The organism is Cupriavidus sp. AU9028, from assembly GCF_019795295.1.
GTDB lineage: Bacteria > Pseudomonadota > Gammaproteobacteria > Burkholderiales > Burkholderiaceae > Cupriavidus.
Map to the genome: position 1 here is coordinate 274,403 of NZ_JAIMCG010000001.1, position 26,363 is coordinate 300,765.

The window sequence follows — 26,363 nt, forward strand, 5'->3', positions numbered from 1 at the left end:
GATTCCCGTTTTTTTCAGTCAACTCGCAGTTCAATCTTCGAGTCACGCAAAGGAAGTCAGAGATGCAACGTCGTAGCCTGCTGCAATGGATTCTTGGCGCCGCGCTGGGCGCTTCGCTCGCCACCGGTGCGGTGGCCCAGGACAAGCCGATCAAGATCGGCGTTACCGGCGGCCCGCACGCCCAGATCATGGAACAGGTGAAGAAGGTCGCCGCCAAGGACGGCCTGAACATCCAGGTGATCGAGTTCAGCGATTACATCCAGCCCAACGCCGCGCTGGCCGCTGGCGATCTGGACGCGAACAGCTACCAGCACCTGCCGTACCTGGAGGCCCAGATCAAGGACCGCGGCTACAAGTTCAGCCACGTCGCGTACACGGTGACGTTCCCGATGGGCGTCTACTCGAAGAAGATCAAGTCGCTGGACCAGCTGCGCCAGGGCGCACGCGTCGGCGTGCCGAACGACCCGACCAACGGCGGCCGCGGCCTGCTGCTGCTGCAGAGCAAGGGCGTGATCAAGCTGCGCGCCGACGCGGGCCTGAAGGCTACGCCGCTCGATATCGTCGAGAACCCGAAGAAGATCCGCATCGTCGAACTGGACGCGGCCCAGCTGCCGCGCTCGCTGGACGACCTGGACGCCGCCGCCATCAACGGCAACTACGCGGAATCGGCCGGCCTGTCGCCGACCAGGGACGCCATCGCACAGGAAGGTCCGAAGGGTCCCTATGCCAACCTGATCGCCGTGCGCACCGCCGACAAGGACAAGCCGTGGGTCGCCAAGCTGGTCAAGGCGTACCACTCGAAGGAAATCAAGGACTACGTCCAGAGCACCTACAAGGAATCGGTGATCACCGCCTGGTAATCGGCACCTGAACGCCCGCGCCGCGCAGAACCGGGGAGAACATCGAATCGACTTCGCGCGGCGCGCTTTTCGGGGCACAATGCCCTGAAAATTCCCCTTGCCGGGCTTTGCCCGGCAATTCTTTGCCGATAAAATAGTACGGTCGTTCGAAAAACCGGGGCGCCACCGGCCCGGTGGTTATAATGGCGAGCGAACCAAAATTTCCGACAATCAGTGGAGTGAGCGCATGAAAGTACTCGTCGCAGTCAAGCGCGTGGTTGACTACAACGTCAAGGTCCGTGTGAAGTCCGATGGCTCGGGCGTCGATCTGGCCAACGTGAAAATGAGCATGAACCCCTTCGACGAGATCGCCGTGGAAGAAGCGGTGCGTCTGAAGGAAGCGGGCGTGGCAACCGAAGTGGTCGCGGTCTCCTGCGGCGTCGCGCAATCCCAGGAAACGCTGCGCACCGCCATGGCCATTGGCGCCGACCGCGGCATCCTGGTCGAGAGCAGCGAAGAGCTGCAGCCGCTGGCCGTGGCCAAGCTGCTCAAGGCCCTGATCGACAAGGAACAGCCGCAACTGGTGATCCTGGGCAAGCAGGCCATCGACGACGACTCGAACCAGACCGGCCAGATGGTTGCCGCGCTGGCCAACCTGCCGCAAGCCACCTTCGCCTCCAAGGTGCAGATCGCCGACGGCCGCGCCTCGGTGACCCGCGAAGTGGACGGCGGTCTGGAAACCGTGTCGGTGCAACTGCCGGCCGTGGTGACCACCGACCTGCGCCTGAACGAGCCGCGCTACGTGACGCTGCCCAACATCATGAAGGCGAAGAAGAAGCCGCTGGAAACCGTGAAGCCGGAAGACCTGGGCGTGGAAGTGGCCCCGCGTCTGCAGACGCTGAAGGTCGTCGAGCCGCCCAAGCGCAGCGCGGGTGTGATGGTGCCGGACGTCGCGACGCTGGTGCAGAAGCTCAAGAACGAAGCCAAGGTCATCTAAGCGCGCCAGGAGATACGAACATGACTGCACTCGTCATTGCTGAACACGACAATCAAACCCTGAAGGCCGCGACGCTGAACACCGTGAGCGCGGCTGCCCAGTGCGGCGGCGACGTCCACGTGCTGGTAGCCGGCGCCAATGCCCAGGCGGCCGCCGAAGCCGCCGCGAAGATCGCTGGCGTCTCGAAGGTGCTGCTGGCCGATGCGCCGCACTTCGCCGACGGGCTGGCCGAGAACGTGGCCGAGCAGGTGCTGGCGGTCGCTGGCGACTACAGCCACATCCTTGCCCCCGCCACCGCCTACGGCAAGAACATCCTGCCGCGTGTGGCCGCCAAGCTCGATGTGGCCCAGCTGTCGGACATCACCAAGGTGGACGGCCCCGATACCTTCGAGCGCCCGATCTACGCCGGTAACGCCATCGCCACCGTCAAGTCCTCCGACAAGGTCAAGGTCATCACGGTGCGCGGCACCGCGTTCGACCCGGCCGCTGCCGAAGGCGGCAGCGCCTCGGTCGAGACCGTGACGGCGGCCGCCGACGCCGGCGTGTCGCAATTCGTGTCGCGCGAGCTGACCAAGAGCGACCGGCCCGAACTGACCGCCGCCAAGATCATCGTCTCGGGCGGCCGTGGCGTCGGCTCGGGCGAGAACTACACCAAGGTGCTGACCCCGCTGGCCGACAAGCTGGGCGCGGCGCTGGGTGCCTCGCGCGCGGCAGTCGATGCCGGCTTCGTGCCGAACGACTACCAGGTGGGCCAGACCGGCAAGATCGTCGCGCCGCAGCTGTATATCGCCGTCGGTATCTCCGGCGCGATCCAGCATCTGGCCGGCATGAAGGACTCCAAGGTGATCGTCGCGATCAACAAGGATCCGGAAGCGCCGATCTTCTCGGTGGCCGACTACGGCCTCGTCGGCGATCTGAACACCGTCGTGCCGGAGCTGGTCGCGGCGCTGGGCTGATGTTGCATCGGCCACCCGACGCGGCGGCCGATCCCAGATGCAAAGCCGTTCCGGGCATGCCCGCGAACGGCTTTTTTCATATCCGGCTTTTCCATACCAATACACGGAGACTTCGATGACTTACCGCGCACCGCTGAAGGACATGCTGTTCGTGATGAACGAGCTGGCCGGTCTTGACGCCATCCACCGCCTGCCAGGCTTCGAGGAGGCGACGCCCGATACCGCCCAGGCGGTGCTGGAAGAGGCGGCGCGCTTCACCGAGGAAGTCATCGCTCCGCTGAATCGCGCCGGAGACCTGGAGCCGAGCAGCTGGCGCGACGGTTCTGTGACCACCACCCCAGGCTTCCGGCAGGCCTTCCGCCAGTTCGCCGAAGGCGGCTGGCAGGGCGTGCTGCATCCGCAGGCGTTCGGTGGCCAGGGCCTGCCCAAGCTGATCGGCACCGCCTGCAACGAGATGCTGAACGCGGCCAACCTGTCCTTCGCGCTGTGCCCCTTGCTGACCGACGGCGCGATCGAGGCTCTGCTCACCGCCGGCAGCGAGGAGCAGCGGGCGCTGTTCCTGCCGAAGCTGATCTCGGGCCAGTGGACCGGCACCATGAACCTGACCGAGCCGCAGGCCGGCTCCGACCTGGCCGCCGTGCGCACCCGTGCCGAGCCGCAGGGCGACGGCACCTACAGGCTGTTCGGCACCAAGATTTTCATTACCTATGGCGAGCACGACATGGCCGAGAACATCGTCCATCTGGTGCTTGCCCGCACACCCACCGCGCCGGAAGGGGTCAAGGGCATCTCGCTGTTCATCGTGCCCAAGTTCCTGGTCAATGCCGATGGCACGCCGGGCGAGCGCAATGACGTGCATTGCGTGTCGATCGAACACAAGCTTGGCATCAAGGCCAGTCCCACCGCCGTGCTGCAGTTCGGCGACCATGGCGGCGCGATCGGCACGCTGGTCGGCGAGGAGAACCGGGGCCTCGAGTACATGTTCATCATGATGAACGCGGCGCGCTTCTCGGTCGGCATGCAAGGTGTGGCCGTCTCCGACCGCGCCTACCAGCAGGCCGTCGCCTATGCCCGGGAGCGGGTGCAGAGCCGCCCCGTCGACGGTTCCGCCAGACAGGCGGTCACCATCATCCATCATCCCGATGTGCGGCGGATGCTGATGACGATGCGCGCGCTGACCGAAGGCGCGCGCGCCCTGGCCTATGTCGGCGCCGCCGCCAGCGATATCGCCCACCAGCATCCGGACGAGGCGGTACGCCGGGAAAACCAGGCCTTCTACGAATTTCTGGTGCCGATCATCAAGGGCTGGAGCACCGAGATGTCGATCGACGTGACCAGCCTGGGCGTGCAGGTGCATGGCGGCATGGGCTTCATCGAGGAAACGGGCGCCGCGCAGCACTACCGTGACGCGCGCATCCTGCCGATCTACGAGGGCACCACGGCGATCCAGGCCAACGATCTGATCGGCCGCAAGACCATGCGCGATGGCGGGGCGGTGGCCAGGGCAATCTGCGCACGCATCGCGGCGACGGAGGCCGAACTGGCGCACCATGACGGCAAGGCAGGGGAGGCGATGCGTGCCATGCAGTCGCAGTTGGCCAGGGGCCGTCAGGCGCTGGAACAGGCCATTGCCTTCATCGTCGAGCATGGCAAGGCCGACCCCAACGCCGCGTTCGCCGGCAGTGTTCCCTACCTGAAGCTGTGTGGCATCGTGCTGTGCGGCTGGCAGATGGCGCGCGCGATGCTCGCCACCGAGCGGGTGCGCGACACCGATGCAGCGTTTTGCGAGGCGAAGATCGCCACCGCGCATTTCTATGCGGAGCACCTGCTGTCGCAGGCGGGCGGCATCCGCGATGCCATCGTAGCGGGTGCCGCACCGGTCAACGCGATGCCCGAAGCGCTGTTCTAAGCGCCGCGACCCTGCCACCCTGCCTATAGCGTCTCGGCGACCTTGCGCTGGAAATTCCGGCGCTGCCGTCCAACCGCGATCGTTTGCCGCAGCAAGGTGGACGCCGGCAACATGCCTTGCTCCTCGGAAAACGGCCAGGGCTGGCCCCGCTGCTGCGCGTCGAGCCGGTCGCTCAGTTCGCTGTAAGCCTGATAGGTCGCTTCCTCGATCTGGTCGAACGTCGGGTGGAAGATCGGTCGGGGGAACTCGCTTCGCTCCCACATGACGACCGCGGCGCGTCCGGCAAGCTCGTCGCGCGCTTGCCGCCGCGCCGTCGCGATGCCAGGGGCCGCCAGCCTGAGCGCGGACCAGCCCTGGCACGGGTCGGCGGTTCTGTCGCCGGCCAGCGCCAGCAAGGTCGATACGCTCCCTTCCGACTGGAACAGGCCGCGCAGCGTTGCCTGCCATCCGCCCGCGAGCAGGCCGTTGGTCCCGACGGCGGCCAGCAGCGCTTGCATCTGGGCCTTGCTGAAGGTGGAGACCGCGCTTGCCAGCGCGGCAATTGCGGCATCACGGGCGCCGGCGGGCAAGGAATTGGCCTTGTCGATCAGGGTCCGCACTACCTCCACTCGCGTCGCGGGCGGTGCACGACGAGACTGGAGTGCGAGCTCGGCGATCTCGCCTGCGTTCGCCGTCCCGCGCGCTCTGACAGGCGCATGGGTGGTGGCAGCCAGCCCGCGAAATTGCTTCGCCGTGCGAGCCAGCGCATTGGTGTCGCGCAGCGACAGGAATCGGCACAGCTCCTCTTGCAGCGGCGCGGGCAGCCACGCAATGGAGGCATGCGCACCGGCGTCGTTGCCGGACGAGGGCAGGGTTGCCGCTCCAGTGCCGACGGCCGCGGAGCCGGCGGGGGGCAGGGGCGGCTGAGGATTGCCTGTCGTCGCGCCGGCCGTGGCGGGTGCGAGGTTCTGGATGCCCATGGTCAATCAGCAGGAGTGGCGATCTGGGAAGACGGCGAACCGGCTCGTCCGTCTCGTCGGCGTTCGCCATGATTCAGGAGGACCTCATGGCAGGAAGGCCGCCGATTGTGCACGGCCTGGGGCAGAAGCGTTGTTGCTCCGCTGCCGCGTCTTGCTGATTTCGCTCTTGCGCGCAGAAGGGGGCGCGACGGACGGCCTTGCGAGCCGTCCTTGCGGTGTGCTCGGACTCAGGCCGTGGCCGGCCGTGGCATGGGATGCCGGCGTGTTTCGCGAAGATAGCGGGCGACCGACAGGTCGTCGGCGCGGATGGCGGGGGACGCGCCGGAGACCAGGTCGGACAGCAGCTTGCCGGAGCCGCAGGCCATGGTCCAGCCCAGCGTGCCGTGGCCGGTATTGAGCCACAGGCCCTTGACCGGAGTCGGGCCGACGATGGGTGTGCCGTCGGGGGTCATCGGCCGCAGGCCGGTCCAGAACGAGGCGCGGGCAACGTCCCCGGCGCCAGGGAACAGATCGGACACCACATGTTCCAGCGTGCGGCGCTTGGCCGGGTCGAGCGAGCGGTCGAAGCCGACGATCTGTGCCATGCCGCCGACGCGGATGCGGTCGTCGAAGCGCGTGATGGCGACCTTGTAGGTTTCGTCCAGCACGGTCGACACCGGGCTGCGCGAAGCGTCGGTCATCGGCACCGTGATGGAAAATCCCTTCAGCGGATAGACCGGGATGTCGACGAAGGCCTTGACGAACTGCGTCGACCAGCTGCCCAGTGCAACCACGACCAGATCGGCCGTCAGCGGCTCGCCGCCGACCATCGCGCCGACCACGGCATTGCCGCGGGTGATCAGGCTGTCGATCGAGCGTCCGTACTGGAATCGCACGCCAAGCGCCTGCGCCATGTCGGCAAGCTTGTTGGTGAACAACTGGCAGTCGCCGGTTTCGTCATTGGGCAGACGCAGCCCGCCGGCCAGCTTGTCGTGCACGGCAGCCAGCGCGGGCTCGGCGCGAGCCAGTTCGTCGCGGGACAACAACTCGTAGGGCACGCCCGCCTCTTGCAGTACGGCGATGTCGCGCGAGGCCGCGTCCAGCTGCTGCGCGGTGCGGAAGACCTGCAGCGTGCCCTGCTGGCGGCCTTCGTAGGCGATGCCGGTCTCGGTGCGCAAGGCGCGGATGCAGTCGCGGCTGTACTCGGCCAGGCGCACCATCCGTTCCTTGTTGACCGCGTAGCTGGCCGCATTGCAGTTGCGCAGCATTTGCCATATCCATTGCAATTGGAACAGCGTGCCATCCGGACGGATCGACAGCGGCGCGTGCTGCTGGAACATCCATTTGATCGCCTTCAGGGGCACGCCCGGCGCGGCCCACGGGGAGGCGTAGCCGGGGGAGATCTGCCCGGCGTTGGCAAAGCTGGTGCCCAGCGCCGGGCCCGCTTCGCGGTCGACCACGGTGACCTCGTGCCCGGCTTTTGCCAGATACCAGGCGCTGGTCACGCCAATCACGCCACTGCCAAGAACGAGTACACGCATTGCTGGACCCCGCAAACCAGAACAGGCTAGGAAATAAGGAACATCCTCTATGGTATTGAAAGTGATCCAGAGATAATTAACGATATTCTGACGAAAACAGGAAAAAATCATGCGAACGACCCGTCAACCCGTGCGCGGGCTGGACCGGCTGGACCGTCGCATCCTCGCGCTGTTGCAAAGCGACGGCCGGATGTCGATGAAGGACCTGGCGGAGGCGGTCGGCCTGACCATCACGCCCTGCATCGAGCGGGTCAAGCGGATGGAGCGCGACGGCGTCATCATGGGGTACTACGCGCGGCTCAATCCTGCCTTGCTGGGCAGCGCCCTGCTGGTGTTCGTCGAGATCACGCTCAACAGCAAGGCCGGCAATATGTTCGAGCAGTTTCGGCGCGAGGTCCTGCGCATTCCGGAAGTGATGGAGTGTCATCTCGTGTCAGGCGACTTCGACTACCTGATCAAGGCAAGGATTCGCGAAATCGGCGAATATCGCCGTCTGCTCGGCGACATCCTGCTGCAACTCCCGGGGGCGGCGCAGTCCAAGAGCTATGTCGTGATGGAAGAAATCAAGGAAACGCTGGCGATCCCCGTCGAGGAGAAGGGCCAGCCCGTTTGACGATGAGACGTACCGACCCGGCCAGGCCGGATCCACGCAGCGAGGGACGGCGCAGCGAGGACGAGCGCGGCGGGTACTCTCGCGAACGCGATCCGCAGGCCTTGCCGCAGTCCGCTCCCAGGCCGTTGCAGGCACGCAAGGGGCGCGGCGCGGTCAGCAACCTGCAGGGCCGTTTCGCCCGCGATGAGCGGGAAGCGTTCGACGACGGCTGGAGCGGGGAGGACGGCGGTGCCGACGACGCGCCGGGCAGGGCGCGAGCGGGCGGCGCCGTGGCTGCCGTGCAGGCCGGCGCGGAGGATGCGTCGGCAGCGGCGCCGCGGTTGGTGACCCATGTCACCGAAGAGCTGGCGCGGTCGGTGCTCACCCGCAATGCGTCCCCCGATATTCCCTTCGACGTCTCGCTCAATCCCTACCGCGGCTGCGAGCACGGTTGCATCTATTGCTTCGCCCGCCCCACGCATGCGTACCTCGACCTGTCCCCCGGGCTGGATTTCGAAACCCGCCTCTACGCGAAGGTGAATGCCGCCGAGCAGCTGCGCAAGACGCTGTCGCGGCCCGGCTACCGCTGCGAGACGATCGCCCTGGGCGTCAATACCGATGCCTATCAGCCGATCGAACGCACCGCACGGGTGACACGCGAGGTGCTGGAGGTATTGCATGACTGCCATCATCCGGTGGCGCTCATCACCAAGTCCTCGCTGATCGAACGCGATATCGATCTGCTGGCGCCAATGGCTGCCAGGCGGCTGGCGGTGGCGGCGGTGACACTCACCACGCTGGACCACGACATCGCGAGGACGCTGGAGCCGCGCGCGGCGGCGCCGGCGCGGCGCCTGCGCACCATCCGCACGTTGACCGACGCGGGCATCCCTGTCGGCGTCAGTGTCGCGCCGGTGATCCCGTTCATCACCGAGCCGGACCTGGAGCGGGTGCTGGAGGCAGCGCGCGAGGCGGGCGCGGTCTATGCCAACTACATCGTGCTGCGGTTGCCATGGGAAGTCGGACCGTTGTTCGAGGAGTGGCTGCAGACACATTTTCCCGACCGCGCCGAGCGGGTGATGAACCGGGTGCGCGAGATGCGTGGCGGCAAGGACTATGACGCGAACTTCGCCACGCGGATGCGCGGCAGCGGCATCTGGGCCGACCTGATGCGCCAGCGTTTCTACAAGGCCGCCCAGCGGCTGGGTTTCCGCTATCACCGCTTCGAGCTGGACAACAGCCAGTTCCAGCCGCCGGCTCCGCCCCCGTCCGCGGCGCCCGATGCGCGGCAGGGCTCGCTGTTCTGAGGCAAGCCCGCATTGTCGTAGCGGTTGGTCAAATCCGTGTCGCTGTCCATAATGTCCCATTCCAGTTGCTCGGAAGCGGGAGGCAGGCGATGGATGGGCGAGCGCACGCGGAAGCGGTCGAAGCGTTGCAGCGGGAAGGCGGCATGGATGGTCGGGCGGCGCTTGAGAGGCTGACCGATCCGTTCGGCTGGATGGCGGCAGCCCGCCGCCAGCAGTTTGCCGACAGCTATCGCTGGTTCCAGCGCGGGCTTGCATTGCTGGGGACACCGGCCTTCGATATCCGGCAGGTCGTCATCGGCGGACAGGCCACGCCGGTGCAGATGCGCGTGGCCGCACAAAGTCCGTTCTGCCGGCTGACCGAGTTTCGCCTCGCCACGGAGTCCACCCACGCGTCTGCCTCACGCCAGCGGATTCTGCTGTGCGCGCCGCTGGCCGGGCATCGCGCGGTGCAGCTGAGCGAGGCGATCCGCAGCCTGCTGCCCGACGCCGACGTCTATGTCACCGACTGGATCGACGCGCGCGATATTCCGCTCGACGCCGGCGCCTTCAGCCTGGAAAGCTACGTGCGCCATATCGAAGGCTATCTCCGGCTGCTCGAGCCGGCGGGTCTGCATGTGGTGGCGGTGTGTCAGGCGACCGTGCCGGTGCTTGCGGCGCTTGTCAGGGTGGCAGAGCAAGGCGGCGGGGAGCCCTCTACCTTGACGCTGATTGGCGGACCGGTGGACGCCCGCGAGGGGCAAACGCCGCTGGGGCGCACGGCCGCCACCTTGCCGCCGGCCTGGTTCGAGGCCAACGCCATGGTCGAGGTGCCGGCCGGGTTTGTCGGAGAGGGGCGCCGTGTCTACCCGGGCTTCCTGCAATTCCAGGCCCTGGTGATGGCGCAGCCGCAGCGGCACTGGTCGCTGCTCAGCGCGTGGTCGTGCCGGTGGTTGGGTGACAAGGCCCGCTTGCGGGCGCTGGAGACAGAGTTCGCCAGCCACGCCGCGGTACTCGATATCGACGCGCGGTTCTTCCTCGATACGGTAGACGTGGTGTACCGGCAGGCGCTGCTGCCCAGGGGGCAATGGCGCATCGACGCCGAGCCGGTCCGTCTCGATCGGATCCAGCGCACCCGCCTGCTGACCGTCGAGGCTGCCCGAGACGACATCTCGGGGCCTGGACAGACCCATGCCGCGCATCGCCTGTGCAGCGGGCTGGCGGCCGATGCGCGCGAGCGCATTACCGTCGCGGATGCCGACCACTATGGCCTGTTCGGTGGGCAGACCTGGCGTGAGCAGGTGCATCCGCGCCTGCGGCAATGGATGGCGGCGGCGGACGCCGCCGACCTTACTGCGACAGCTCGCGCGCGGCCTCGACCTGCGACTCGAAGAACGCCTGAAAGCTGATCGCCAGTCCTGCCATCAGCAGGCCGGTGCCGATCATCAGCGACAGGATGACCAGAATGACCACGGGCCACCCCGAGCGGGTCGGCCTGCCGTCCGGGTTGAAGCGGGCGTCCCAGCGGTCGTCCGGCCGCAGGCCGTAGACGATGGCGGCAAGAAAGGCGCTGATGACGGACGCGCCGCCGGCGACGGCGAAGCTCCAGTTCAGTGCCGCATTGCCTGCGCCAAGCCAGAGCGATGCCACGCCGATGACGCCAGCGAGCGTCGCCAGCAGATGCAGCCAGCCGTAGGGGTCGCGGGCCCCGCCGAGGTAGAAGCGGTAAGCGCCGACGCTGCCGAACAGGAAGGCCAGCGCCACGGTCAGCAGCTTGGACTTGCGCATCGGGGCGCGGGTGATGGGGTGTTCAACGGCAACGGCAGGCTGGATGGCTGTCATGGCTTCGTCGTGGTGCCGAGCGGGCCGCCGGGATGGGCGGGCCGGAGGGGTTGGCCAATTCGGGACGCTCGTCGATGGCGACCGAGCGTTGGTGACGACGCATTGTACGATGCCGGACAGTGCGGTCCACCCGGTCGACAAAAAGGCCGGCGCAACCGTGGCCACAGTGGGCGGCCTTCCCGTCAACCGGATCCAGGTCAGGGCGCTGGTGCAAGACCTTGGGTCTGCCTTGCAGCAACGTCCGGTCGCCGTTATCGCGGCGCGTTCGAGACGACGCCGAGCAGGGCGCCGACGCTTGTCTCGCCGTAGAGCACGGCGGCCAGCAGGGCCATGAACAGCAGGGTGAGAGTCAACTGGCCGGCATGGCGGGCCAGATCGGTGAGCATGGATAACATAGGGTCCTCGCTGGTTGGAACGAGGCCGCGCACGTCGGTTTGCGTCGCCTGCCGCCCGGGGCAAAAGCGCCGGGCAGGGGGCATGGCCGAGGGCTGACGGTGTCGGCACCGGGCCGCGCAGAAGCGGGCCGGATGCCGGAGGCAACCGCGCTGCAGGGGTCTTGCGCTTGCCGTCTGCGGAACGACGGCTTGCGGCTGGATGCCGGACAGCGCCGGGCGCAGCCTGAGTGTCTGTCACGCCGCTTCATTGCGGCGGTGACAGAATGTTTGACAGGTAAAGGTTTGCCCGGTTCCGGGCTCAGGGCGCGGCCTGCTCGCCCTGGTTTTGCCAGCCGGGACCGACCGGCGCTGCCGCGGCGGGATTGGGCGGGGCCTGCATCTGGCCGGCCGAAGACGGCGCGGCGCGGGTGCTCGTTGCGCGAGGGTCCCCGGCGCGGCCGCTAAGGCGGTCATCGGCCCGCGCGCGCGCTTCCATCCGTTCGATCTGTGCGCGTACGTGATCCGGGCTGCCGGTTCGCATCATGATGCGTTCCATGCCGGGCGGCAGGAGCCGATCCGGGGAACCGCCATTACCCGGTCGTTCCGCGCCCGATTGCCCATAGCCGCTGGTGGCGAGCCACAGCAGCGACATGGCGGTCACGGTGCTTGCTGCGAAGCCACGCAGCAGATTGCGGAAAACCATGGGTAATTCCCGGGCGGCGCTGGACGACGGTTATCAGGTTGGTCCGGACCATGGTACGCAGCCACGCTGGGAATCGCCTAGGCAAAACGCGTTACCGGTGTAACGGATTGTTTCGCTCAATAACGCTTTTCATTTCGCCTTCGCCAGCACCGTTGCGCACGCCCGTTTCCGTCATTGCGGCGCATAGCGGATGCGATAAATGGCGCCGGCAAGGTCGTCGCTGACAAGCAGCGAGCCATCCGGCGCGACCGCGACGTCCGCGGGACGGCCCCACGGTTGACCGTCCTTGAGCCAGCCTTCGGCGAAGGTTTCCTGCTTGATCACCTTGCCGCCATCGTCCAGCGCGATGCGGGTGATGCGGTAGCCGATCCGCTCGCTGCGGTTCCAGCTGCCGTGCTCGGCGATGAAGATGTTGTTGCGGTACTCCGCGGGGAATTGCTTGCCGGTATAGAAGCGCATGCCCAGCGCGGCGACGTGCGGGCCGAGCCGCGCGACTGGCGGCTCGAAGCCGGTACAGGGGCGCTGCTTGCCGAATTCAGGGTCGGGGATGGTGCCGGCATGGCAATAGGGGAAACCATAATGCAGACCCGCGCGGGGCGCGCGGTTCAGTTCGTCCGGCGGCGAATCGTCACCGAGCCAATCGCGGCCGTTCTCGGTGAACCACAGTTCGCCGGTCGAAGGATGCCAGTCAAAGCCAACCGTATTGCGCACGCCCTTGGCGAAGACCTGCAGATCGGTGCCGTCGGGCTTGATGCGCAGGATGTTCGAGTAACGGGCTTCGTCGCGCGCGCAGACGTTGCAGGGCGCACCGATCGGCACATAGAGATAGCCATCGGGGCCGAAGCCGATGAAGCGTCCGCCATGATGCGTCTCGCTCGGGAATTTGTCGTAGACGACGACCGGGCGGGGCGGATTGTCCAGCCGCGTATCGATGCCGTCGAGCCGGACGATGCGCGAGACCGAGGACGCGTATAGTGCGCCATCGCGCCAGGCCACGCCGATCGGCAGCGTCAGGCCGCTGGCCACCGTATGCACGCGCGGCTTGCCGTCGAGCGGCGCCGCGACCGCATACACCTTGCCGGCGCCGCGGCTGCCGACATAGAGCGTGCCGCTGGGAGAGAAGGTCATGGCGCGCGCGTCCGGCACCTGGTCGGTCACCTGCTCGATGCGAAAGCCCGGCGGCAGCTTGATCTGATCGAGCGACTGGGCCTGCGCGGCCGGCCCGAGAAGTGCGCAGAGCGACGCCAGGGTGGCAATGACAGCGGAAAAATGACGGGCGTAGTGCACGGTTCCTCCCTCGATTGCGGTTTTCGCCACGATGCCCACGCCAAAAGGGCGCGTCAAGCCCGGTAAGTGTTTGTTTGGGCTCAGAATTTGGGCTATACTCTCGCGTTTCGTGTTCGAACACTCCGTTTTTCGAGGAATACACTCATGGTCGTAATCCGTCTGGCCCGTGGTGGCAGCAAGAAGCGCCCGTTCTTCAATATCGTTGCAACCGACTCGCGCAGCCGTCGCGATGGCCGTTTCATCGAGCGTATCGGCTTCTACAACCCGCTGGCTTCGCAGAGCGAAGAAGGCCTGCGCGTTGCCCAGGACCGCCTGACCTACTGGCAAGGCGTGGGCGCGCAGCTGTCGCCGACCGTCGCCCGTCTGGTCAAGCAGAACGCTGCCAAGGCCGCAGCCTGATCGCCGCATTCACGTACCGCCGCTCGCATCTCGCCGTGTCTCGGGATAGCGATGGGCGTCTGCGTGCTTTGCGGGGTTTGAAGTGAACGACAGCAAGTCCGCCTCCGCGCGCCGAGCCGATGGCCGGGTGCCCCTGAACGGGCCTGCGCCGCAACAAGCGGCACGGGTACGCATCCCGGGCACGCTGATCGACGCCGGCGCATTGCCCGAGGATCTGGTCGAGGTCGGCTATGTTGCCGCGGCCTATGGCATCCGCGGCTGGATCAAGGTCCAGCCCCATGCCGACGATGCGGCTGCGCTGTTGCATGCGCGGCGCTGGTGGCTGCTGCCCGCCGAAGTGGGCCGTGGTGCGGCGCCCGCCGGTGGCGCGGACCGCGCGCCGGTCTGCCTGAAGATTGCCCAATCCCGCGAACATAGCGGGACGGTGGTGGCGCAGGGCAGCGGCGTGGCCGACCGCAACGTCGCGGAAGCGCTCAAGGGCCGCCGCGTCTGGATCCGGCGGCAGGATTTTCCGCCGCCCGAAGAGAACGAGTTCTACTGGGTCGATCTGATCGGCTGCGCCGTGTTCAACGAGCAGGGCGAGCCGCTGGGCGAAGTGTCCGGGCTGATCGACAACGGTGTGCATCAGATCCTGCAGGTCGCGCATGTCTTGCCCGACGGCAAGACCGGTGAGCGGTTGATTCCGTTCGTCGATGCTTACCTGCGGGACGTGCGGATCGACGAGCGGCGCATCGTGGTGGATTGGGGGCTCGATTACTGAGTCCCCGGAATCAGGAACAGGAGTGAGCGGATGCAGTTCGACGTGATCACGCTGTTCCCCGAGATGTTCCGGGCGCTGACCGACTGGGGGATCACCAGCCGGGCGGCGAAGCAGCAGCGCTATGCGCTGCGCTGCTGGAATCCGCGGGACTTCACCGTGGACAACTACCGGACCATCGACGATCGCCCCTACGGAGGTGGGCCGGGCATGGTGATGCTGGCGCGCCCGCTGGAGGATGCGATCGACGCGGCCATTGCCGCCCAGACGCAAGCCGGTGCGGTCGCTGCCGACCAGCCTGCGCATGTCGTGCTGATGTCGCCGCAAGGCGCGCCGCTGACGCACCGCAAGGTGGTGGAGCTGGCGGCGCGGCCGGGCGTGGTGTTGCTGTGCGGGCGCTACGAGGCGATCGACCAGCGGCTGATCGATCGCCGTGTCGACGAAGAGATCAGCCTCGGCGACTTCGTGTTGTCGGGCGGCGAGCTGCCGGCGATGGCGCTGATCGACGCGGTGGTGCGGCTGTTGCCTGGCGTGCTGGGCGATTCGCAGTCGGCGGTGCAGGACAGCTTCGTCAACGGGCTGCTGGACTGCCCGCATTACACGCGGCCGGAAGAATACGAAGGCGTGCGGGTGCCCGAGATACTGCTGGGCGGCCATCACGCCGAGATAGAAAAGTGGCGGCGCCAGCAGGCGCTGGCCAACACCGCGCGCAAGCGCCCCGATCTGATCGAGGCCGCGCGCAGCAACGGTTTGCTGTCCCGCGCCGACGAGAAGTTCCTGTCGGCGTGGATGGCGAAGGAAGGGCGGGGGGCGACTCCCGCCGGTTGAAACCCCATCCTCTGCCGGGGCCCGCCACAGCGCGGGTACACAACGCCGGTACGATGGCACAGGAGAAGAACGATGAACATCATCGAGCAGATCGAGAAGGAAGAAATCGCGCGTCTGACCGCGAACAAGACCATCCCCGCATTCGCGCCGGGCGACACCGTTGTCGTCAACGTGAACGTGGTCGAAGGCAACCGCAAGCGCGTGCAGGCTTACGAAGGCGTGGTGATCGCCAAGCGTAACCGTGGCCTGAACTCGTCCTTCATCGTGCGCAAGATCTCGTCGGGTGAAGGCGTGGAGCGTACGTTCCAGCTGTACTCGCCGCTGCTCGCCAGCATCGAAGTGAAGCGTCGCGGCGACGTGCGTCGCGCGAAGCTGTACTATCTGCGCCAGCGTTCGGGCAAGTCGGCTCGAATCAAGGAAAAGCTGGTCAGCAAGGCCAAGGCCGCTGCTGCCGTCGCTGCCGCCGAGTAATCGCGGCAAGGCGAACTGGCGGGGCCGCGGTCCCGTCTTGGAGGGCACCTTCGGGTGCCCTTTTTGCGTTGTGGCGGTGGATGGGTCGGTGGTGCCCTCTCCCCCGGCCCCTCTCCCGCCAGGCGGGAGAGGGGAGAACACCGCTGGGAACTCGATTGGCGGCGGTTTGCTCCCCTCGCCCGCTTGCGGGAGAGGGGCGGGGGAGAGGGCCAGCGAGCGCCTGCCCGCCCTGCCAGCTTCTGTCATACTTCTCCCCCTATGCGCCCCGCATTCGATCCCGAATCCCTGCCCGTCCTTTCCACCGACAGCCACCGTCCGCCGCTTTCCGCGCCGCGGCTGCGTCCGGAGTTCATACGGCATCGGTTTCATGCGCCGCCCAGCTGGCAGCCGGAGTTGACGGACGAGTCGCGCGTCTATGACGCGAGCCAGGGCCTGCGTGACGCGGCCGTGCTGATTCCGCTGGTGGAGCGCGCGGACGGGCTGTCGGTGCTGCTGACCCAGCGCAATGCCAACCTGAGCGCCCACGCGGGACAAATCAGTTTCCCGGGCGGGCGGTCCGAGGCAGGGGACGTCGACCGTGTGGACACGGCGCTACGCGAGACCGAGGAAGAGATCGGGCTCGCGCGCACGCATATCGAGGTCCTTGGCATGCTGCCGGACTACATCACGGGTACGGGCTTTCATGTCTGCCCGGTGGTCGGGCTGGTGCGCGGCGAGTTCGTGCTGCGGCCGGATGCCGGCGAAGTGGCGGAGGTGTTCGAGGTGCCGCTCGCCTTCCTGATGGACCCGTCACACCACCAGCGGCGCCTGTTCCGCTGGGTCGACGGCGAGCGCAGCTTCTACGCGATGCCCTATCCGCGCGAGGGCGGCGGGCATCGCTTCATCTGGGGCGCGACGGCCGGCATGCTGCGCAATCTCTATCACCTGCTGGCGGCCTAGCCGGCCAGACCTTCCGTCGCGGCGCCAGCGGCGCTGGCCTGCTCGCGGCGGCCATGGCAATGCGGGCAGCTCTGGCCCACCACATACAGCGGGCTTTGCTGTTCTTCCGGCGTGACCACCGCACGGCAGGCGAAGCACTGCTTCGGCCCGGCCGGCTCCAGGCTGGGATTGAGCGCGGTGCGATAGTCGAAGACAAAGCAATCGCCGCGGTAGTGATCGCCGCCGACTTCCTCGAAATACTTCAGGATGCCGCCTTCGAGCTGGTAGACGTTCTCGATGCCGGCCTGCTGCATGTGGATCGCGCCCTTCTCGCAGCGGATGCCGCCCGTGCAGAACGACACCACGGTCTTGCCTTCGAACTCGGCCTTGTGCTCGGCGATCGCCGCCGGGAAGTCGCTGAACTTCTGCAGATCGTAATCGACCGCCTGTTCGAAGGTGCCGACCGCAACCTCGAAGGCATTGCGGGTATCCAGCATCACCACCGGCCGGCCTTCGTCGTCATGGCCGGCGTCGAGCCAGCGCTTCAGGTCGGCCGGACGCACCGACGGCGCGCGACCGTCCTCGGGGCGGATCAGCGGCATCTTCATGGTGATGATCTCGCGCTTCAGGCGCACCAGCATCCGCTTGAAGGGCTGGGTGTCCGACAGACTCTCCTTCGGTGCGATGTCGGCGAAGCGCGGGTCGGCGTGCAGCCAGCCGACGAAGCCGTCGATCGCCTCGCGGGTGCCGGCCAGGAACAGGTTGATGCCTTCGGGCGCCAGCAGGATCGTGCCCTTGAGCCCGGCCGCGGCGCAACGCTCGCGCATGGTTTCGCGCAAGGACTCGAGGTCTTCCAGGGTGACGAACTTGTAGGCGGAAATATTGACGATCTGCATGTGCCGCGACAACCGGGTGGGCGTGACAGACGCGGCCGGGCTGGCCCGTCCGTCATCGGTAACTGCCCGATGGGAAACCGGAAATTATAGCCGGTCGGGCGCGAGGGCGGATCGCCGGCGCTGTCCCGAGCCGGTACAATGGCGCCCATGTCTTCGCCCCGCTTCGTACACCTCCGGCTTCATTCCGAATACTCCGTCGTCGACGGCATCGTCCGTCTGGAGGATGCCGTCAAGGCCGCCGCCAACGACGGCATGGGCGCGCTCGCGCTCACCGATCTGGCCAACGCCTTTGGCCTGATCCGCTTCTACAAGGAAGCCCGCTCCGGCGGCGTCAAGCCGATCCTCGGCGCGGATGTGTGGCTCACCAACGCGGACGACCGCGACAAGCCGAGCCGGCTGCAGCTGCTGGTGCAGGACCAGCAGGGCTACCTGAACCTGTGTGTGCTGCTGTCGCGCGCCTGGCTGAACAATCAGCATCGCGGCCGCGCCGAGATCGAGCCGGGCTGGTTCGAGGAACCTGGTGACGGCGGCGCGCCGCTGGCCAGCGGCCTGATCGCGCTGTCCGGCGCGATGGCCGGCGAGATCGGCCAGGCGCTGGCCAACGGCAACGCCGCCGCGGCGCAGCGCGCCGCCCGCCATTGGGCCGCGGTGTTCCCCAATCGCTTCTATATCGAGCTGCAGCGCGCCGGGCATGCCGGCACCGAAGCCTACGTGCAGCAGGCGGTGCAGCTGGCCGCGACCCTGCAGCTGCCAGTGGTGGCCACGCACCCGGTGCAGTTCATGACGGCGGACGACTTCACCGCGCACGAGGCCCGTGTCTGCATCGCGGAGGGCGAGCTGCTGGCCGATCCGCGCCGGGTGCGGCGCTTCACCACGGATCAGTACTTCAAGACGCAGGACGAGATGTGCGAGCTGTTCGCCGACATTCCGTCCGCGCTGCAGAACTCGGTGCAGATCGCGCGCCGCTGCAACCTGACGCTGGAGCTGGGCAAGGCGCGCCTGCCGCTGTTCCCGACCCCGGACGGCATGTCGCTGGACGACTATCTGGTCCACATGGCAAAGGAAGGGCTGGAGCGGCGGCTGGAGGTGCTCTTCCCGGACGAGGCCGAGCGCGAGGCGCGGCGGCCGGAGTACTACGCGCGGCTGGAGTTCGAGACCGGCACCATCATCAAGATGGGCTTTCCGGGCTACTTCCTGATCGTGGCGGACTTCATCAACTGGGCCAAGAACAATGGCGTGCCGGTGGGCCCGGGCCGCGGCTCGGGCGCCGGTTCGCTGGTGGCCTACGCGCTGGGCATTACCGATCTGGACCCGCTCAAGTACGCGCTGCTGTTCGAGCGTTTCCTGAACCCGGAGCGGGTCTCGATGCCCGACTTCGATATCGACTTCTGCCAGCACGGGCGCGACCGCGTGATCCAGTACGTCAAGGAGAAGTACGGCAAGGACGCGGTGTCGCAGATCGCCACCTTCGGCACCATGGCGGCGAAGGCCGCGGTGCGCGACGTGGGCCGGGTGCTGGACCTGGGCTACAACTTCGTCGACGGCGTGGCCAAGCTGATCCCGTTCAAGCCGGGCAAGCTGGTGACGATCGAGGAGGCGAAGAAGGAAGAGCCGCTGCTGACCGAGCGCGAGAACAACGAGGAGGAAGTGCGCCAGCTGCTGGAGCTGGCGCAGCGGGTCGAAGGCATGACCCGCAACGTCGGCATGCACGCCGGCGGCGTGCTGATCGCGCCGGGCAAGCTGACCGATTTCTGTCCGCTGTACACGCAGGGCGGCCAGAACGACGGCATGAGCGGCGTGGTCAGCCAGTACGACAAGGACGACGTGGAGGCCGCGGGCCTGGTCAAGTTCGACTTTCTGGGCCTGACCACGCTGACCATCCTGGACTGGGCCGAGCGCTATATCCGCCGGCTCGATCCGGGCAAGGCCGAGTGGAACTGCAGCCAGATTCCGCTGGACGATGCGAAGGCCTTCGATGTCCTGAAGAGCGCCAATACGGTGGCGGTGTTCCAGCTGGAAAGCCGCGGCATGCAGGGCATGCTCAAGGACGCCAAGCCCGACCGCTTCGAGGACATCATCGCGCTGGTGGCGCTGTACCGCCCGGGGCCGATGGACCTGATCCCCAGCTTCTGCGCGCGCAAGCATGGGCGCGAGAAGGTCGAGTATCCGGATCCGCGCGTCGAACCCGTCCTGAAAGAGACCTACGGCATCATGGTCTATCAGGAGCAGGTGATGCAGATGGCGCAGATCATCGGCGGCTACTCGCTGGGCGGCGCCGACCTGCTGCGCCGCGCGATGGGCAAGAAGAAGCCCGAGGAGATGGCCAAGCACCGCGAGCTGTTTCGCGAGGGCGCCGCGAAGAATGGCCTGAGCTCGGAGAAGGCCGACGAGATCTTCGACCTGATGGAGAAGTTCGCGGGCTACGGCTTCAACAAGTCGCACGCGGCCGCCTATGCGCTGCTGGCCTACTACACGGCCTGGCTGAAGGCACACCATCCGGCCGAATTCATGGCAGCCAACATGTCGCTGGCCATGGACGACACCGACAAGGTCAAGATCCTCTACGAGGACTGCAAGGCCAACGGCCTGAAGGTGCTGCCGCCCGATGTCAACGCCAGCGAATACCGCTTCGCGCCGACCGATGCGCGCACCATCCGCTATGGCCTGGGTGGCATCAAGGGCTCGGGGCAGGGGGCGATCGAGGACATCCTGCGCGCGCGGGAAGAGCGGCCGTTCACCGATCTGTTCGACTTCTGCGAACGGGTGGACCGCCGCCAGGTCAACCGCCGCACCATCGAGGCGCTGATCCGCGCCGGCGCGTTCGACAGCCTGAACCCCAATCGTGCGCAGCTGCTGGCCTCGGTGCCGCGCGCGATGGAGGCGGCCGAGCAGAAGGCGGAGTCGGCCAACCAGGTGTCGTTGTTCGACCTGATGGCCGATGACGGCGACGCGCATCGGCCGGAACTGCTGGACGAGCCGGCCTGGACCGTCAAGCGGGCCTTGCAGGAAGAGAAGCAGGCCCTCGGCTACTACTTCTCCGGCCATCTGTTCGATGCGTATCGCGACGAGGTGCGCCGCTTCCTGAAGGGCACGCTGGCTGCCCTGGAAAAGGAAGTGCAGGGCAACGGCGGCGGCTTCGGCCGCGACGTGCGCGGCAAGGTCATCGCCGGCGTGATCACCGGCATCCGCACGCAGATGACGCAGCGGGGCAAGATGCTGATCGTGCTGCTGGACGACGGGACCGCCCAGGTCGAAGTGACGGTGTTCAACGAGCTGTTCGACGCCAACCGCCCGCTGTTCCGCGAGGACGAGCTGCTGATCGTCCAGGGCAATGCCCGGCATGACAGCTTCACCGGCGGGGTGCGCTTCACCGCCGAATCGGTGATGGATGTGGTGGCCGCCCGTGTGCAGTACGCCGAGGCGGTCCGGCTGTCGTTCAACGGCAATGCCTCGACCGCCTTGCTGCGCGAGCTGCTGACGCCATGGGTGGCGCGGCAGTCCGACCGCGGCGGGGTGGCGGTGCGGGTGGCCTACTGGAACGAGCGCGCCCAGTGCGAAGCGGTGCTGGGACGCGAGTGGCGCATCACGCCGTCGGAAGAGGCGCTGGCGCAGATCCGCTCGGCGCTGCCCGACGACAGCGTCGCCATCTGCTACCCCTGATACGCCGATTTCGCCGATTTCGCCGATCCCCGTCCAGCCCCATCATGCCGGTCCCGCGCCTGTCGCGGGCCGGCCAGACTAGCGAGCGCCGATGCCTTCCCCCGGACTGCTGATCCACCAGACCCATTTCCTGCACGGCGGCATCGAGACGTCGCTGATCTCCCTGTTGCAGTCGCTTTCCGGCGGCCCGTTCCGGCTCGGCCTGTCGCTGACCTATCCGACCGAGGAACTGGAGCGGCATTTCAGGGCGAGGCTGCCGGCCGATGTCACGCTGCACGTGCTGGCGCCCGAACCGTGGCTTGCGCGTTGCCGGCAGCTGAAGACGCAGCGGCGCCTGGGTCCGCTGGGCAAGCTCTACGAAGAGGTGTTGTTGCCGCCGGTGCGCAAGCCGCTGGTGGCCAGGCGCTTTCGCCAGATCGCCAGCGGCTACGATGTGGTGGTGGACTACGACATGTCGCTGTCGCGGCTGACCGGCCGCCTGGCGCAGCCCACCATGGGGTATTCGCACTTCAGCCTCGGCCACTTCGCCGCGCACAATCCGCGCCGGCTGCGCAAGATCCAGCGGCAGTGCGAGCAGCACTACGACCGGCTCGCGCTGCTCAACGATGCGATGCTGCAGGAGGCGCGGCAGTTGCTGCCGCAGGTCGCCCACAAGTTTGTGCGGCTGTACAACGCCATCGACCTGGCGGCGATTCGCGAACGCGCCGCGCAGCCGGCCGACGTTCCGGCACAGCCGTACATCGTCTCGGTGGGCCGGCTGCAGGAAACCCAGAAGGACTTTTCCACGCTGCTGCGCGCCTATGCGCGGCTGGTCGAGCAGACCGCCTGTCCGGAGCGGCTGGTGATTGTCGGCGACGGACCGTCGCGCGGCGCGCTGGAGGCGCTGGCGCGCTCGCTGGGCCTGGCCGACCGGGTCGATTTCGTCGGTTTCCAGTCCAATCCCCATGCGTGGGTGCGGCGCGCCCGGCTGATGGCCTACAGCTCGAAGATGGAGGGGCTGCCCAACGTGCTGCTGGAGGCGTTGGCGGCGGGCCAGTTCGTCATCAGCACCGATTGTCCGGTGGGACCGCACGAGATTCTCGATGGCGGCAGGGCCGGGCTGCTGGTTCCGGTCGGCGATGCGGCGGCGCTGGCCGAGGCCATGCATCGCGGCCTGACCGACGCGGCGCTGCGCGAGCGGACCCTGGCCCGAGCCGCCGAGCATGTGGAGCAGATGGGCTTCGGCCCCACCGCCGCGGCGTTCACCGCCTGCGTGCGGGATCTGCTGCCGGCGCATCGCCTGCAGTCCGCTGCAGGTGCCACAGCTTGATGTACTTGTAGTAGCTGGCGTGGGCGTTCATCATCGCGACGCCCAGTCCCTGTGCCCCATCAAGGAACCCGCGGCGCAGCAGATAGGTCCGAACAAACGCCCAGGTGCCATGCAGCACGGCGCTGGCCGGCGTGGCCGTCTTGCCGCGCGCGAAGCTCTGGCGTGCGCCGAGGGTCGAATACTGTTCGACCTTGCGCAGCACCTGCGAGAAGTCGTCGTAGGTGTAATGCAGCAGGGGCGTGGAGAGGCTGCCGGTGGTGCCGTCGACGATCAGGTTCTCGTGCACCAGATCGTCGGTGAAGCGGGCCTTGCCGCGGCGGAACAGGCGGACCACGTAGTCGGGATACCAGCCGGCATGGCGGATGAACCGTCCGCAGAAGCGCGACAGGCGGGGCATGCGATACGCATCGGCGCTGCCCGACTGCATGGCGGCGACGATCTGCTCGCGCAGCTCGGGCGTGACCCGCTCGTCGGCGTCGATCGACAGCACCCAGTCGGTGTCGGCATGCGCCAGCGCGCGGTTCTTCTGTGGTCCGAACCCGGGCCAGTCGGCGGTTTCGACCACCTGTGCGCCCAGGGCGCGAGCGAGGTCCTGCGTGCCGTCCGTGCTACCTGAATCCACTATAATCGCCCGGTCACACCAGGACACGCTTTCCAGGCAGGCCGCGATGTTGTGCGCCTCATTTTTTGTGATTAGTACGACTGAGATACTCATAGAACCGGCGTTATGGTGTTGAACGAGACGACTGGGCCCACCCGGCGCCTGGCCGGGAACGCGATGCTGTTCTCGTTTCCGATCCTGATGCTCTGCGTTCCGCGGGGCGCCAGCATGGTGCTGGTTGCCATCCTGCTGGCCTGGTTGTTGACCGCCCGTGGCGCGCCTCGCCTGGTGGGGCGCCAGCGCCAGATGCTTTATCTGCTGGGCGCCGTCATTCTAGCGGTAGCAGCGGTCTGTTTCGGCTCCAAGCTGCATTACGACCTGGACTGGGGCGCGCTGGACAATCCGTCGCGGCTGTTGCTGATCCCGCTCGGCTTTCTCGCCGTGCTGCATTGCCGCCCGCAACGCCAATGGTTGTGGCGCGGCATTCCGGTCGCGATCGGGCTGGCGCTGGCGGTGATGCTGGTGCAGAAGATCGGCATGGCGCAGGCGCGGCCTTCGGCGTTCCTGCAGCCGATCGCCTTCGGCAATATGGTGGCCGCGCTCGGCCTGATCGGGTTCGCCCGGCCTGGCCGTCGCCGCCGCGATCATCTGCTGGCATGGGGCACGCTGGTGGGCGCGCTTCTGGTGCTTGGCATCAACGGTTCCCGCGGCGCCTGGGTAGCGACGCTGATGGTGTTTCCGCTGCTGCTGCCGGTGCGCCATCAGGGCATGCGGGTGCGCGGGTTCGTCCTGAGCGTCGGCGCGATGCTGCTGCTGCTGGTCGCCGCCTATCTGGTGCCGGGCAGTCCCGTCGCCAGCCGGGTCGACCGCATCGGCACCGACCTGCAGATGTACCGCGCTGGCGACCCCAATTCGTCGATCGGCGCGCGCCTGCTGGTCTGGCGGCTGGCTGCCCGGGCGGCGATCGAGCGCCCGCTGATGGGCGTGGGACTGGGGCGTTTCGGCACTGTGACAGGCAACCTCGACGGCTGCGCGGAGCGCGAGCGCAAGCGTTACGAATTTTGCCTCGCGCATGCGCACAATGACGCGATGGAGGCGTTGGCCACGACGGGGGTCCCCGGCCTGTTGGCGATGCTGTCCATCTTCGCCGTGCCCGGCTGGCTGTTCGCCGGGGCACTGCGCCGCCGGCGGCAGGAGGGCGTCGACTGGACGGTGCCCGCCGCCGGGCTGGCATTCACCGCGGCCAGCGTCATCTCGGGCCTGACCCAGGTCACGATGGCGCACCAGGCCAACATCGTGTTCTATGCCGGAGCGACCGGGCTGCTGCTCGGACTGACCGCTCTGGGGGAGACGACATGCAAAGCAACGGAATCGAACAACAGTGACAGAAGCAGCGAAAACCCAGCGGTCTGAAACGGCAACGCTCAAGCGTGTCTGGTCCTATCTGAAGCCCGAAGTCCGCGTGCTGGCACTGGCGATCCTCGCCATGGCGCTGGTCGCTGGCTGCGAGGGCATCATCCCGAAGGTCGTCAACGATCTGCTGGACAACGGCTTCGGCGGCGCCTACGCCGGCAAGCTCTGGCATGTGCCGGCGCTGCTGGTCGGCGTCGCGCTGATCCGCGGTCTGGCGCAGTTCGCCTCCGGCTACCTGCTGAACCTGATTTCCAACCGCGTGCTGTACCGCATGCGGCTGCAGATGTTCGGGCGGCTGCTGTATGCGCCGGCAGGGTTCTTCCATCGCAATACCGCCGCGTCGCTGATCAATGCGGTGATCTTCGAGGTCAACCAGGTGCTGCAGGTGCTCACCAGCGTGCTGATCACGCTGGTGCGCGACTCGCTGACGGTACTGGCGCTGCTCGCTTACCTGTTCTACACCAACTGGCAACTGACCCTGGTGGTGGCGGTGATCCTGCCGGTGATCGGCTTCATCATGTCGCGCGTGAACCGGCGCCTGCGCAAGCTGAACCGCGACCACCAGTCGCTAACCAACGAAGCGGCCTACGTCGTCGAGGAAGCGGTGGGCGGCTACAAGGTGATCAAGCTGCATGGCGGCGAGACCTATGAACTGGGCCGCTTTCAGACCATGGCCGGCCGCCTGCGCGGCTATTCGATGCGGATGGCGGTGGCAGGCGGCCTGAACCAGCCGGTGACGGCGTTCCTGGCGTCGGTGGCGCTGTCCGTGATCCTGACCATTGCGATGGTGCAGTCGCAGGCGAACCAGACCACCGTGGGCGAGTTCACCGGCTTCGTGATGGCGATGCTGCTGCTGATCTCGCCGCTGAAGCACCTGACCGACATCAATCAGCCGCTCACGCGCGGCCTGACCGCGGCGGAAATGATCTTCCGGCTGATCGACGAACCCGTCGAGCGCCAGGAGGGCGGGCTGCCGCTGGAGCGCGCACGCGGCGAGCTGGTGTTCGAGCGCGTCGGCTTCCGTTACGGCGGGGCCGGCAAGGCGGCCCTGCAGGACGTGTCGCTGACCGTGCGCGCCGGCGAGGTGGTCGCGCTGGTGGGCCCGTCGGGCAGCGGCAAGACCACGCTGGTCAACCTGGTGCCGCGCTTCTTCGATCCGACCGAGGGGCAGATCCGGCTCGACGGCCAGCCGCTGGACCAGCTGGCGCTGCAGGACCTGCGCCGGCAGATCGCCTTCGTCAGCCAGGATGTGGTGCTGTTCAACGACAGCGTGGCGGCCAACGTCGCCTACGGCGTGCATTCGACCGACCAGATCGACATGGCGCGCGTGGAACGGGCGCTGGAGGCGGCCTACCTGACGGACGTGGTGGCGGGTTTGCCCAACGGCGTCCATACCAATATCGGCGACAACGGCATGAAGCTGTCGGGCGGCCAGCGCCAGCGGCTGGCGATCGCGCGGGCGCTGTACAAGGATGCGCCGATCCTGATCCTGGACGAAGCGACCTCGGCGCTGGACTCCGAGTCCGAGCGGCAGGTGCAGGCCGCGCTGGAATCGCTGATGAAGGGCCGTAGCACGCTGGTGATCGCGCACCGGCTCTCCACCATCGAGAATGCCGACCGCATTGCCGTGCTGGACCAGGGCCGGCTCGCCGAGCTGGGCACGCACGGCGAGCTGCTGGCCGCCAATGGCCTGTACGCGGGCCTGCATCGGATCCAGTTCGCCACGCACTGACGGTCTGGCCGTGCGCCGGTCGCCGGTCGCCGTTTTGGCCGGCGCGGCAATGCCGTGTACGCTGTGCCCGTGGCCGGCCACGGCCGGTCGGCTGTTCCACGCAAACGACCGAGGAGAC

At 67.2% G+C, this 26,363-nt stretch carries 24 protein-coding genes; 16 read left to right on the plus strand and 8 right to left on the minus strand.

What is annotated here, in order from left to right:
- The first annotated feature begins 62 nt into the window (after nucleotides 1-62).
- From K6V06_RS01220 to K6V06_RS01235, 4 genes are all read left to right on the plus strand, one after another.
- Nucleotides 63-860 carry a MetQ/NlpA family ABC transporter substrate-binding protein gene (locus K6V06_RS01220; protein WP_222239745.1) on the plus strand — a complete coding sequence of 266 codons (798 nt, stop codon included), beginning with the start codon at nucleotides 63-65 and terminating at the stop codon, nucleotides 858-860.
- Between the two features lie 226 nt (nucleotides 861-1,086).
- On the plus strand, nucleotides 1,087-1,836 hold the full coding sequence (locus K6V06_RS01225) for an electron transfer flavoprotein subunit beta/FixA family protein (RefSeq protein ID WP_222239746.1): 750 nt from the start codon (nucleotides 1,087-1,089) through the stop codon (nucleotides 1,834-1,836).
- Between the two features lie 20 nt (nucleotides 1,837-1,856).
- Complete coding sequence (locus K6V06_RS01230) at nucleotides 1,857-2,792, plus strand: electron transfer flavoprotein subunit alpha/FixB family protein (RefSeq protein ID WP_222239747.1); 936 nt, start codon at nucleotides 1,857-1,859, stop codon at nucleotides 2,790-2,792.
- Nucleotides 2,793-2,907: 115 nt separating this feature from the next.
- Nucleotides 2,908-4,701: an acyl-CoA dehydrogenase gene (locus tag K6V06_RS01235; RefSeq protein WP_222239748.1), complete on the plus strand. Its 1,794-nt coding sequence runs from the start codon at nucleotides 2,908-2,910 to the stop codon at nucleotides 4,699-4,701.
- Nucleotides 4,702-4,724: 23 nt separating this feature from the next.
- Here K6V06_RS01235 and K6V06_RS01240 read toward each other — a convergent pair whose 3' ends face one another.
- Both K6V06_RS01240 and K6V06_RS01245 read right to left on the minus strand, forming a co-directional pair.
- Nucleotides 4,725-5,660 (minus strand): hypothetical protein, encoded by a 936-nt coding sequence (locus K6V06_RS01240; RefSeq protein ID WP_222239749.1) that lies wholly within the window; start codon nucleotides 5,658-5,660, stop codon nucleotides 4,725-4,727.
- 227 nt (nucleotides 5,661-5,887) lie between these two features.
- Nucleotides 5,888-7,180, minus strand: a complete 1,293-nt coding sequence (locus tag K6V06_RS01245; protein ID WP_222239750.1) for a D-amino acid dehydrogenase — start codon at nucleotides 7,178-7,180, stop codon at nucleotides 5,888-5,890.
- Between the two features lie 109 nt (nucleotides 7,181-7,289).
- On the opposite strand from K6V06_RS01245, the gene K6V06_RS01250 reads away from it, so the two are divergent.
- From K6V06_RS01250 to phaZ, 3 genes are all read left to right on the plus strand, one after another.
- Nucleotides 7,290-7,793, plus strand: coding sequence for an Lrp/AsnC ligand binding domain-containing protein (locus tag K6V06_RS01250; protein WP_222239751.1), 504 nt, complete (start codon nucleotides 7,290-7,292; stop codon nucleotides 7,791-7,793).
- Nucleotides 7,794-7,795: 2 nt separating this feature from the next.
- Complete coding sequence (locus K6V06_RS01255) at nucleotides 7,796-9,079, plus strand: PA0069 family radical SAM protein (protein WP_222239752.1); 1,284 nt, start codon at nucleotides 7,796-7,798, stop codon at nucleotides 9,077-9,079.
- A gap of 89 nt (nucleotides 9,080-9,168) precedes the next feature.
- On the plus strand, nucleotides 9,169-10,464 hold the full coding sequence (gene phaZ, locus K6V06_RS01260; protein WP_222239753.1) for a polyhydroxyalkanoate depolymerase: 1,296 nt from the start codon (nucleotides 9,169-9,171) through the stop codon (nucleotides 10,462-10,464).
- On the opposite strand, the gene K6V06_RS01265 is transcribed toward phaZ, so the two are convergent.
- From K6V06_RS01265 to K6V06_RS01275, 4 genes are all read right to left on the minus strand, one after another.
- Nucleotides 10,406-10,897: a TM2 domain-containing protein gene (locus tag K6V06_RS01265; RefSeq protein ID WP_222239754.1), complete on the minus strand. Its 492-nt coding sequence runs from the start codon at nucleotides 10,895-10,897 to the stop codon at nucleotides 10,406-10,408. The genes phaZ and K6V06_RS01265 overlap by 59 nt on opposite strands.
- Before the next feature lie 251 nt (nucleotides 10,898-11,148).
- Nucleotides 11,149-11,283: a hypothetical protein gene (locus tag K6V06_RS20600; RefSeq protein ID WP_255581537.1), complete on the minus strand. Its 135-nt coding sequence runs from the start codon at nucleotides 11,281-11,283 to the stop codon at nucleotides 11,149-11,151.
- A 307-nt stretch (nucleotides 11,284-11,590) separates the two neighbouring features.
- Entirely contained in the window at nucleotides 11,591-11,974 is a 384-nt protein-coding gene (locus K6V06_RS01270; protein ID WP_222239988.1) for a hypothetical protein, read from the minus strand.
- 171 nt (nucleotides 11,975-12,145) lie between these two features.
- A complete protein-coding gene (locus K6V06_RS01275; protein ID WP_222239971.1) occupies nucleotides 12,146-13,261 on the minus strand; it encodes a sorbosone dehydrogenase family protein in 1,116 nt (371 codons plus the stop codon).
- Between the two features lie 144 nt (nucleotides 13,262-13,405).
- On the opposite strand from K6V06_RS01275, the gene rpsP reads away from it, so the two are divergent.
- The 5 genes from rpsP (at nucleotide 13,406) to K6V06_RS01300 (ending at nucleotide 16,655) form a co-directional block, all read left to right on the plus strand.
- Complete coding sequence (gene rpsP / locus K6V06_RS01280; protein WP_222239755.1) at nucleotides 13,406-13,660, plus strand: 30S ribosomal protein S16; 255 nt, start codon at nucleotides 13,406-13,408, stop codon at nucleotides 13,658-13,660.
- An 82-nt stretch (nucleotides 13,661-13,742) separates the two neighbouring features.
- Nucleotides 13,743-14,420 carry a ribosome maturation factor RimM gene (gene rimM / locus K6V06_RS01285; RefSeq protein WP_370637347.1) on the plus strand — a complete coding sequence of 226 codons (678 nt, stop codon included), beginning with the start codon at nucleotides 13,743-13,745 and terminating at the stop codon, nucleotides 14,418-14,420.
- Nucleotides 14,421-14,450: 30 nt separating this feature from the next.
- Nucleotides 14,451-15,245 (plus strand): tRNA (guanosine(37)-N1)-methyltransferase TrmD, encoded by a 795-nt coding sequence (trmD, locus tag K6V06_RS01290; RefSeq protein ID WP_222239756.1) that lies wholly within the window; start codon nucleotides 14,451-14,453, stop codon nucleotides 15,243-15,245.
- A 72-nt stretch (nucleotides 15,246-15,317) separates the two neighbouring features.
- Nucleotides 15,318-15,716, plus strand: a complete 399-nt coding sequence (gene rplS, locus K6V06_RS01295; protein ID WP_222239757.1) for a 50S ribosomal protein L19 — start codon at nucleotides 15,318-15,320, stop codon at nucleotides 15,714-15,716.
- A 258-nt stretch (nucleotides 15,717-15,974) separates the two neighbouring features.
- Complete coding sequence (locus tag K6V06_RS01300) at nucleotides 15,975-16,655, plus strand: CoA pyrophosphatase (RefSeq protein WP_222239758.1); 681 nt, start codon at nucleotides 15,975-15,977, stop codon at nucleotides 16,653-16,655.
- On the opposite strand, the gene K6V06_RS01305 is transcribed toward K6V06_RS01300, so the two are convergent.
- Nucleotides 16,652-17,530, minus strand: coding sequence for a sulfurtransferase (locus tag K6V06_RS01305; RefSeq protein ID WP_222239759.1), 879 nt, complete (start codon nucleotides 17,528-17,530; stop codon nucleotides 16,652-16,654). The two genes, K6V06_RS01300 and K6V06_RS01305, sit on opposite strands and share 4 nt — an antisense overlap.
- Nucleotides 17,531-17,677: 147 nt before the next feature.
- On the opposite strand from K6V06_RS01305, the gene dnaE reads away from it, so the two are divergent.
- Nucleotides 17,678-21,190 (plus strand): DNA polymerase III subunit alpha, encoded by a 3,513-nt coding sequence (gene dnaE / locus K6V06_RS01310; protein ID WP_222239760.1) that lies wholly within the window; start codon nucleotides 17,678-17,680, stop codon nucleotides 21,188-21,190.
- A gap of 91 nt (nucleotides 21,191-21,281) precedes the next feature.
- The gene (locus K6V06_RS01315) at nucleotides 21,282-22,499 is read left to right on the plus strand and encodes a glycosyltransferase (protein WP_222239761.1); all 1,218 of its coding nucleotides are present in this window, start codon (nucleotides 21,282-21,284) and stop codon (nucleotides 22,497-22,499) included.
- Here the strand turns inward: K6V06_RS01315 and K6V06_RS01320 are convergent.
- Complete coding sequence (locus K6V06_RS01320) at nucleotides 22,432-23,214, minus strand: glycosyltransferase family 2 protein (RefSeq protein WP_222239762.1); 783 nt, start codon at nucleotides 23,212-23,214, stop codon at nucleotides 22,432-22,434. The two genes, K6V06_RS01315 and K6V06_RS01320, sit on opposite strands and share 68 nt — an antisense overlap.
- Nucleotides 23,215-23,232: 18 nt before the next feature.
- Here K6V06_RS01320 and K6V06_RS01325 point away from each other — a divergent pair, with 18 nt between their 5' ends.
- Both K6V06_RS01325 and msbA read left to right on the plus strand, forming a co-directional pair.
- Entirely contained in the window at nucleotides 23,233-24,513 is a 1,281-nt protein-coding gene (locus K6V06_RS01325; RefSeq protein WP_255581505.1) for an O-antigen ligase, read from the plus strand.
- Nucleotides 24,482-26,245 (plus strand): lipid A export permease/ATP-binding protein MsbA, encoded by a 1,764-nt coding sequence (gene msbA / locus K6V06_RS01330; protein WP_222239764.1) that lies wholly within the window; start codon nucleotides 24,482-24,484, stop codon nucleotides 26,243-26,245. Before K6V06_RS01325 ends, msbA begins: the two co-directional genes overlap by 32 nt.
- Nucleotides 26,246-26,363: the final 118 nt, after the last annotated feature.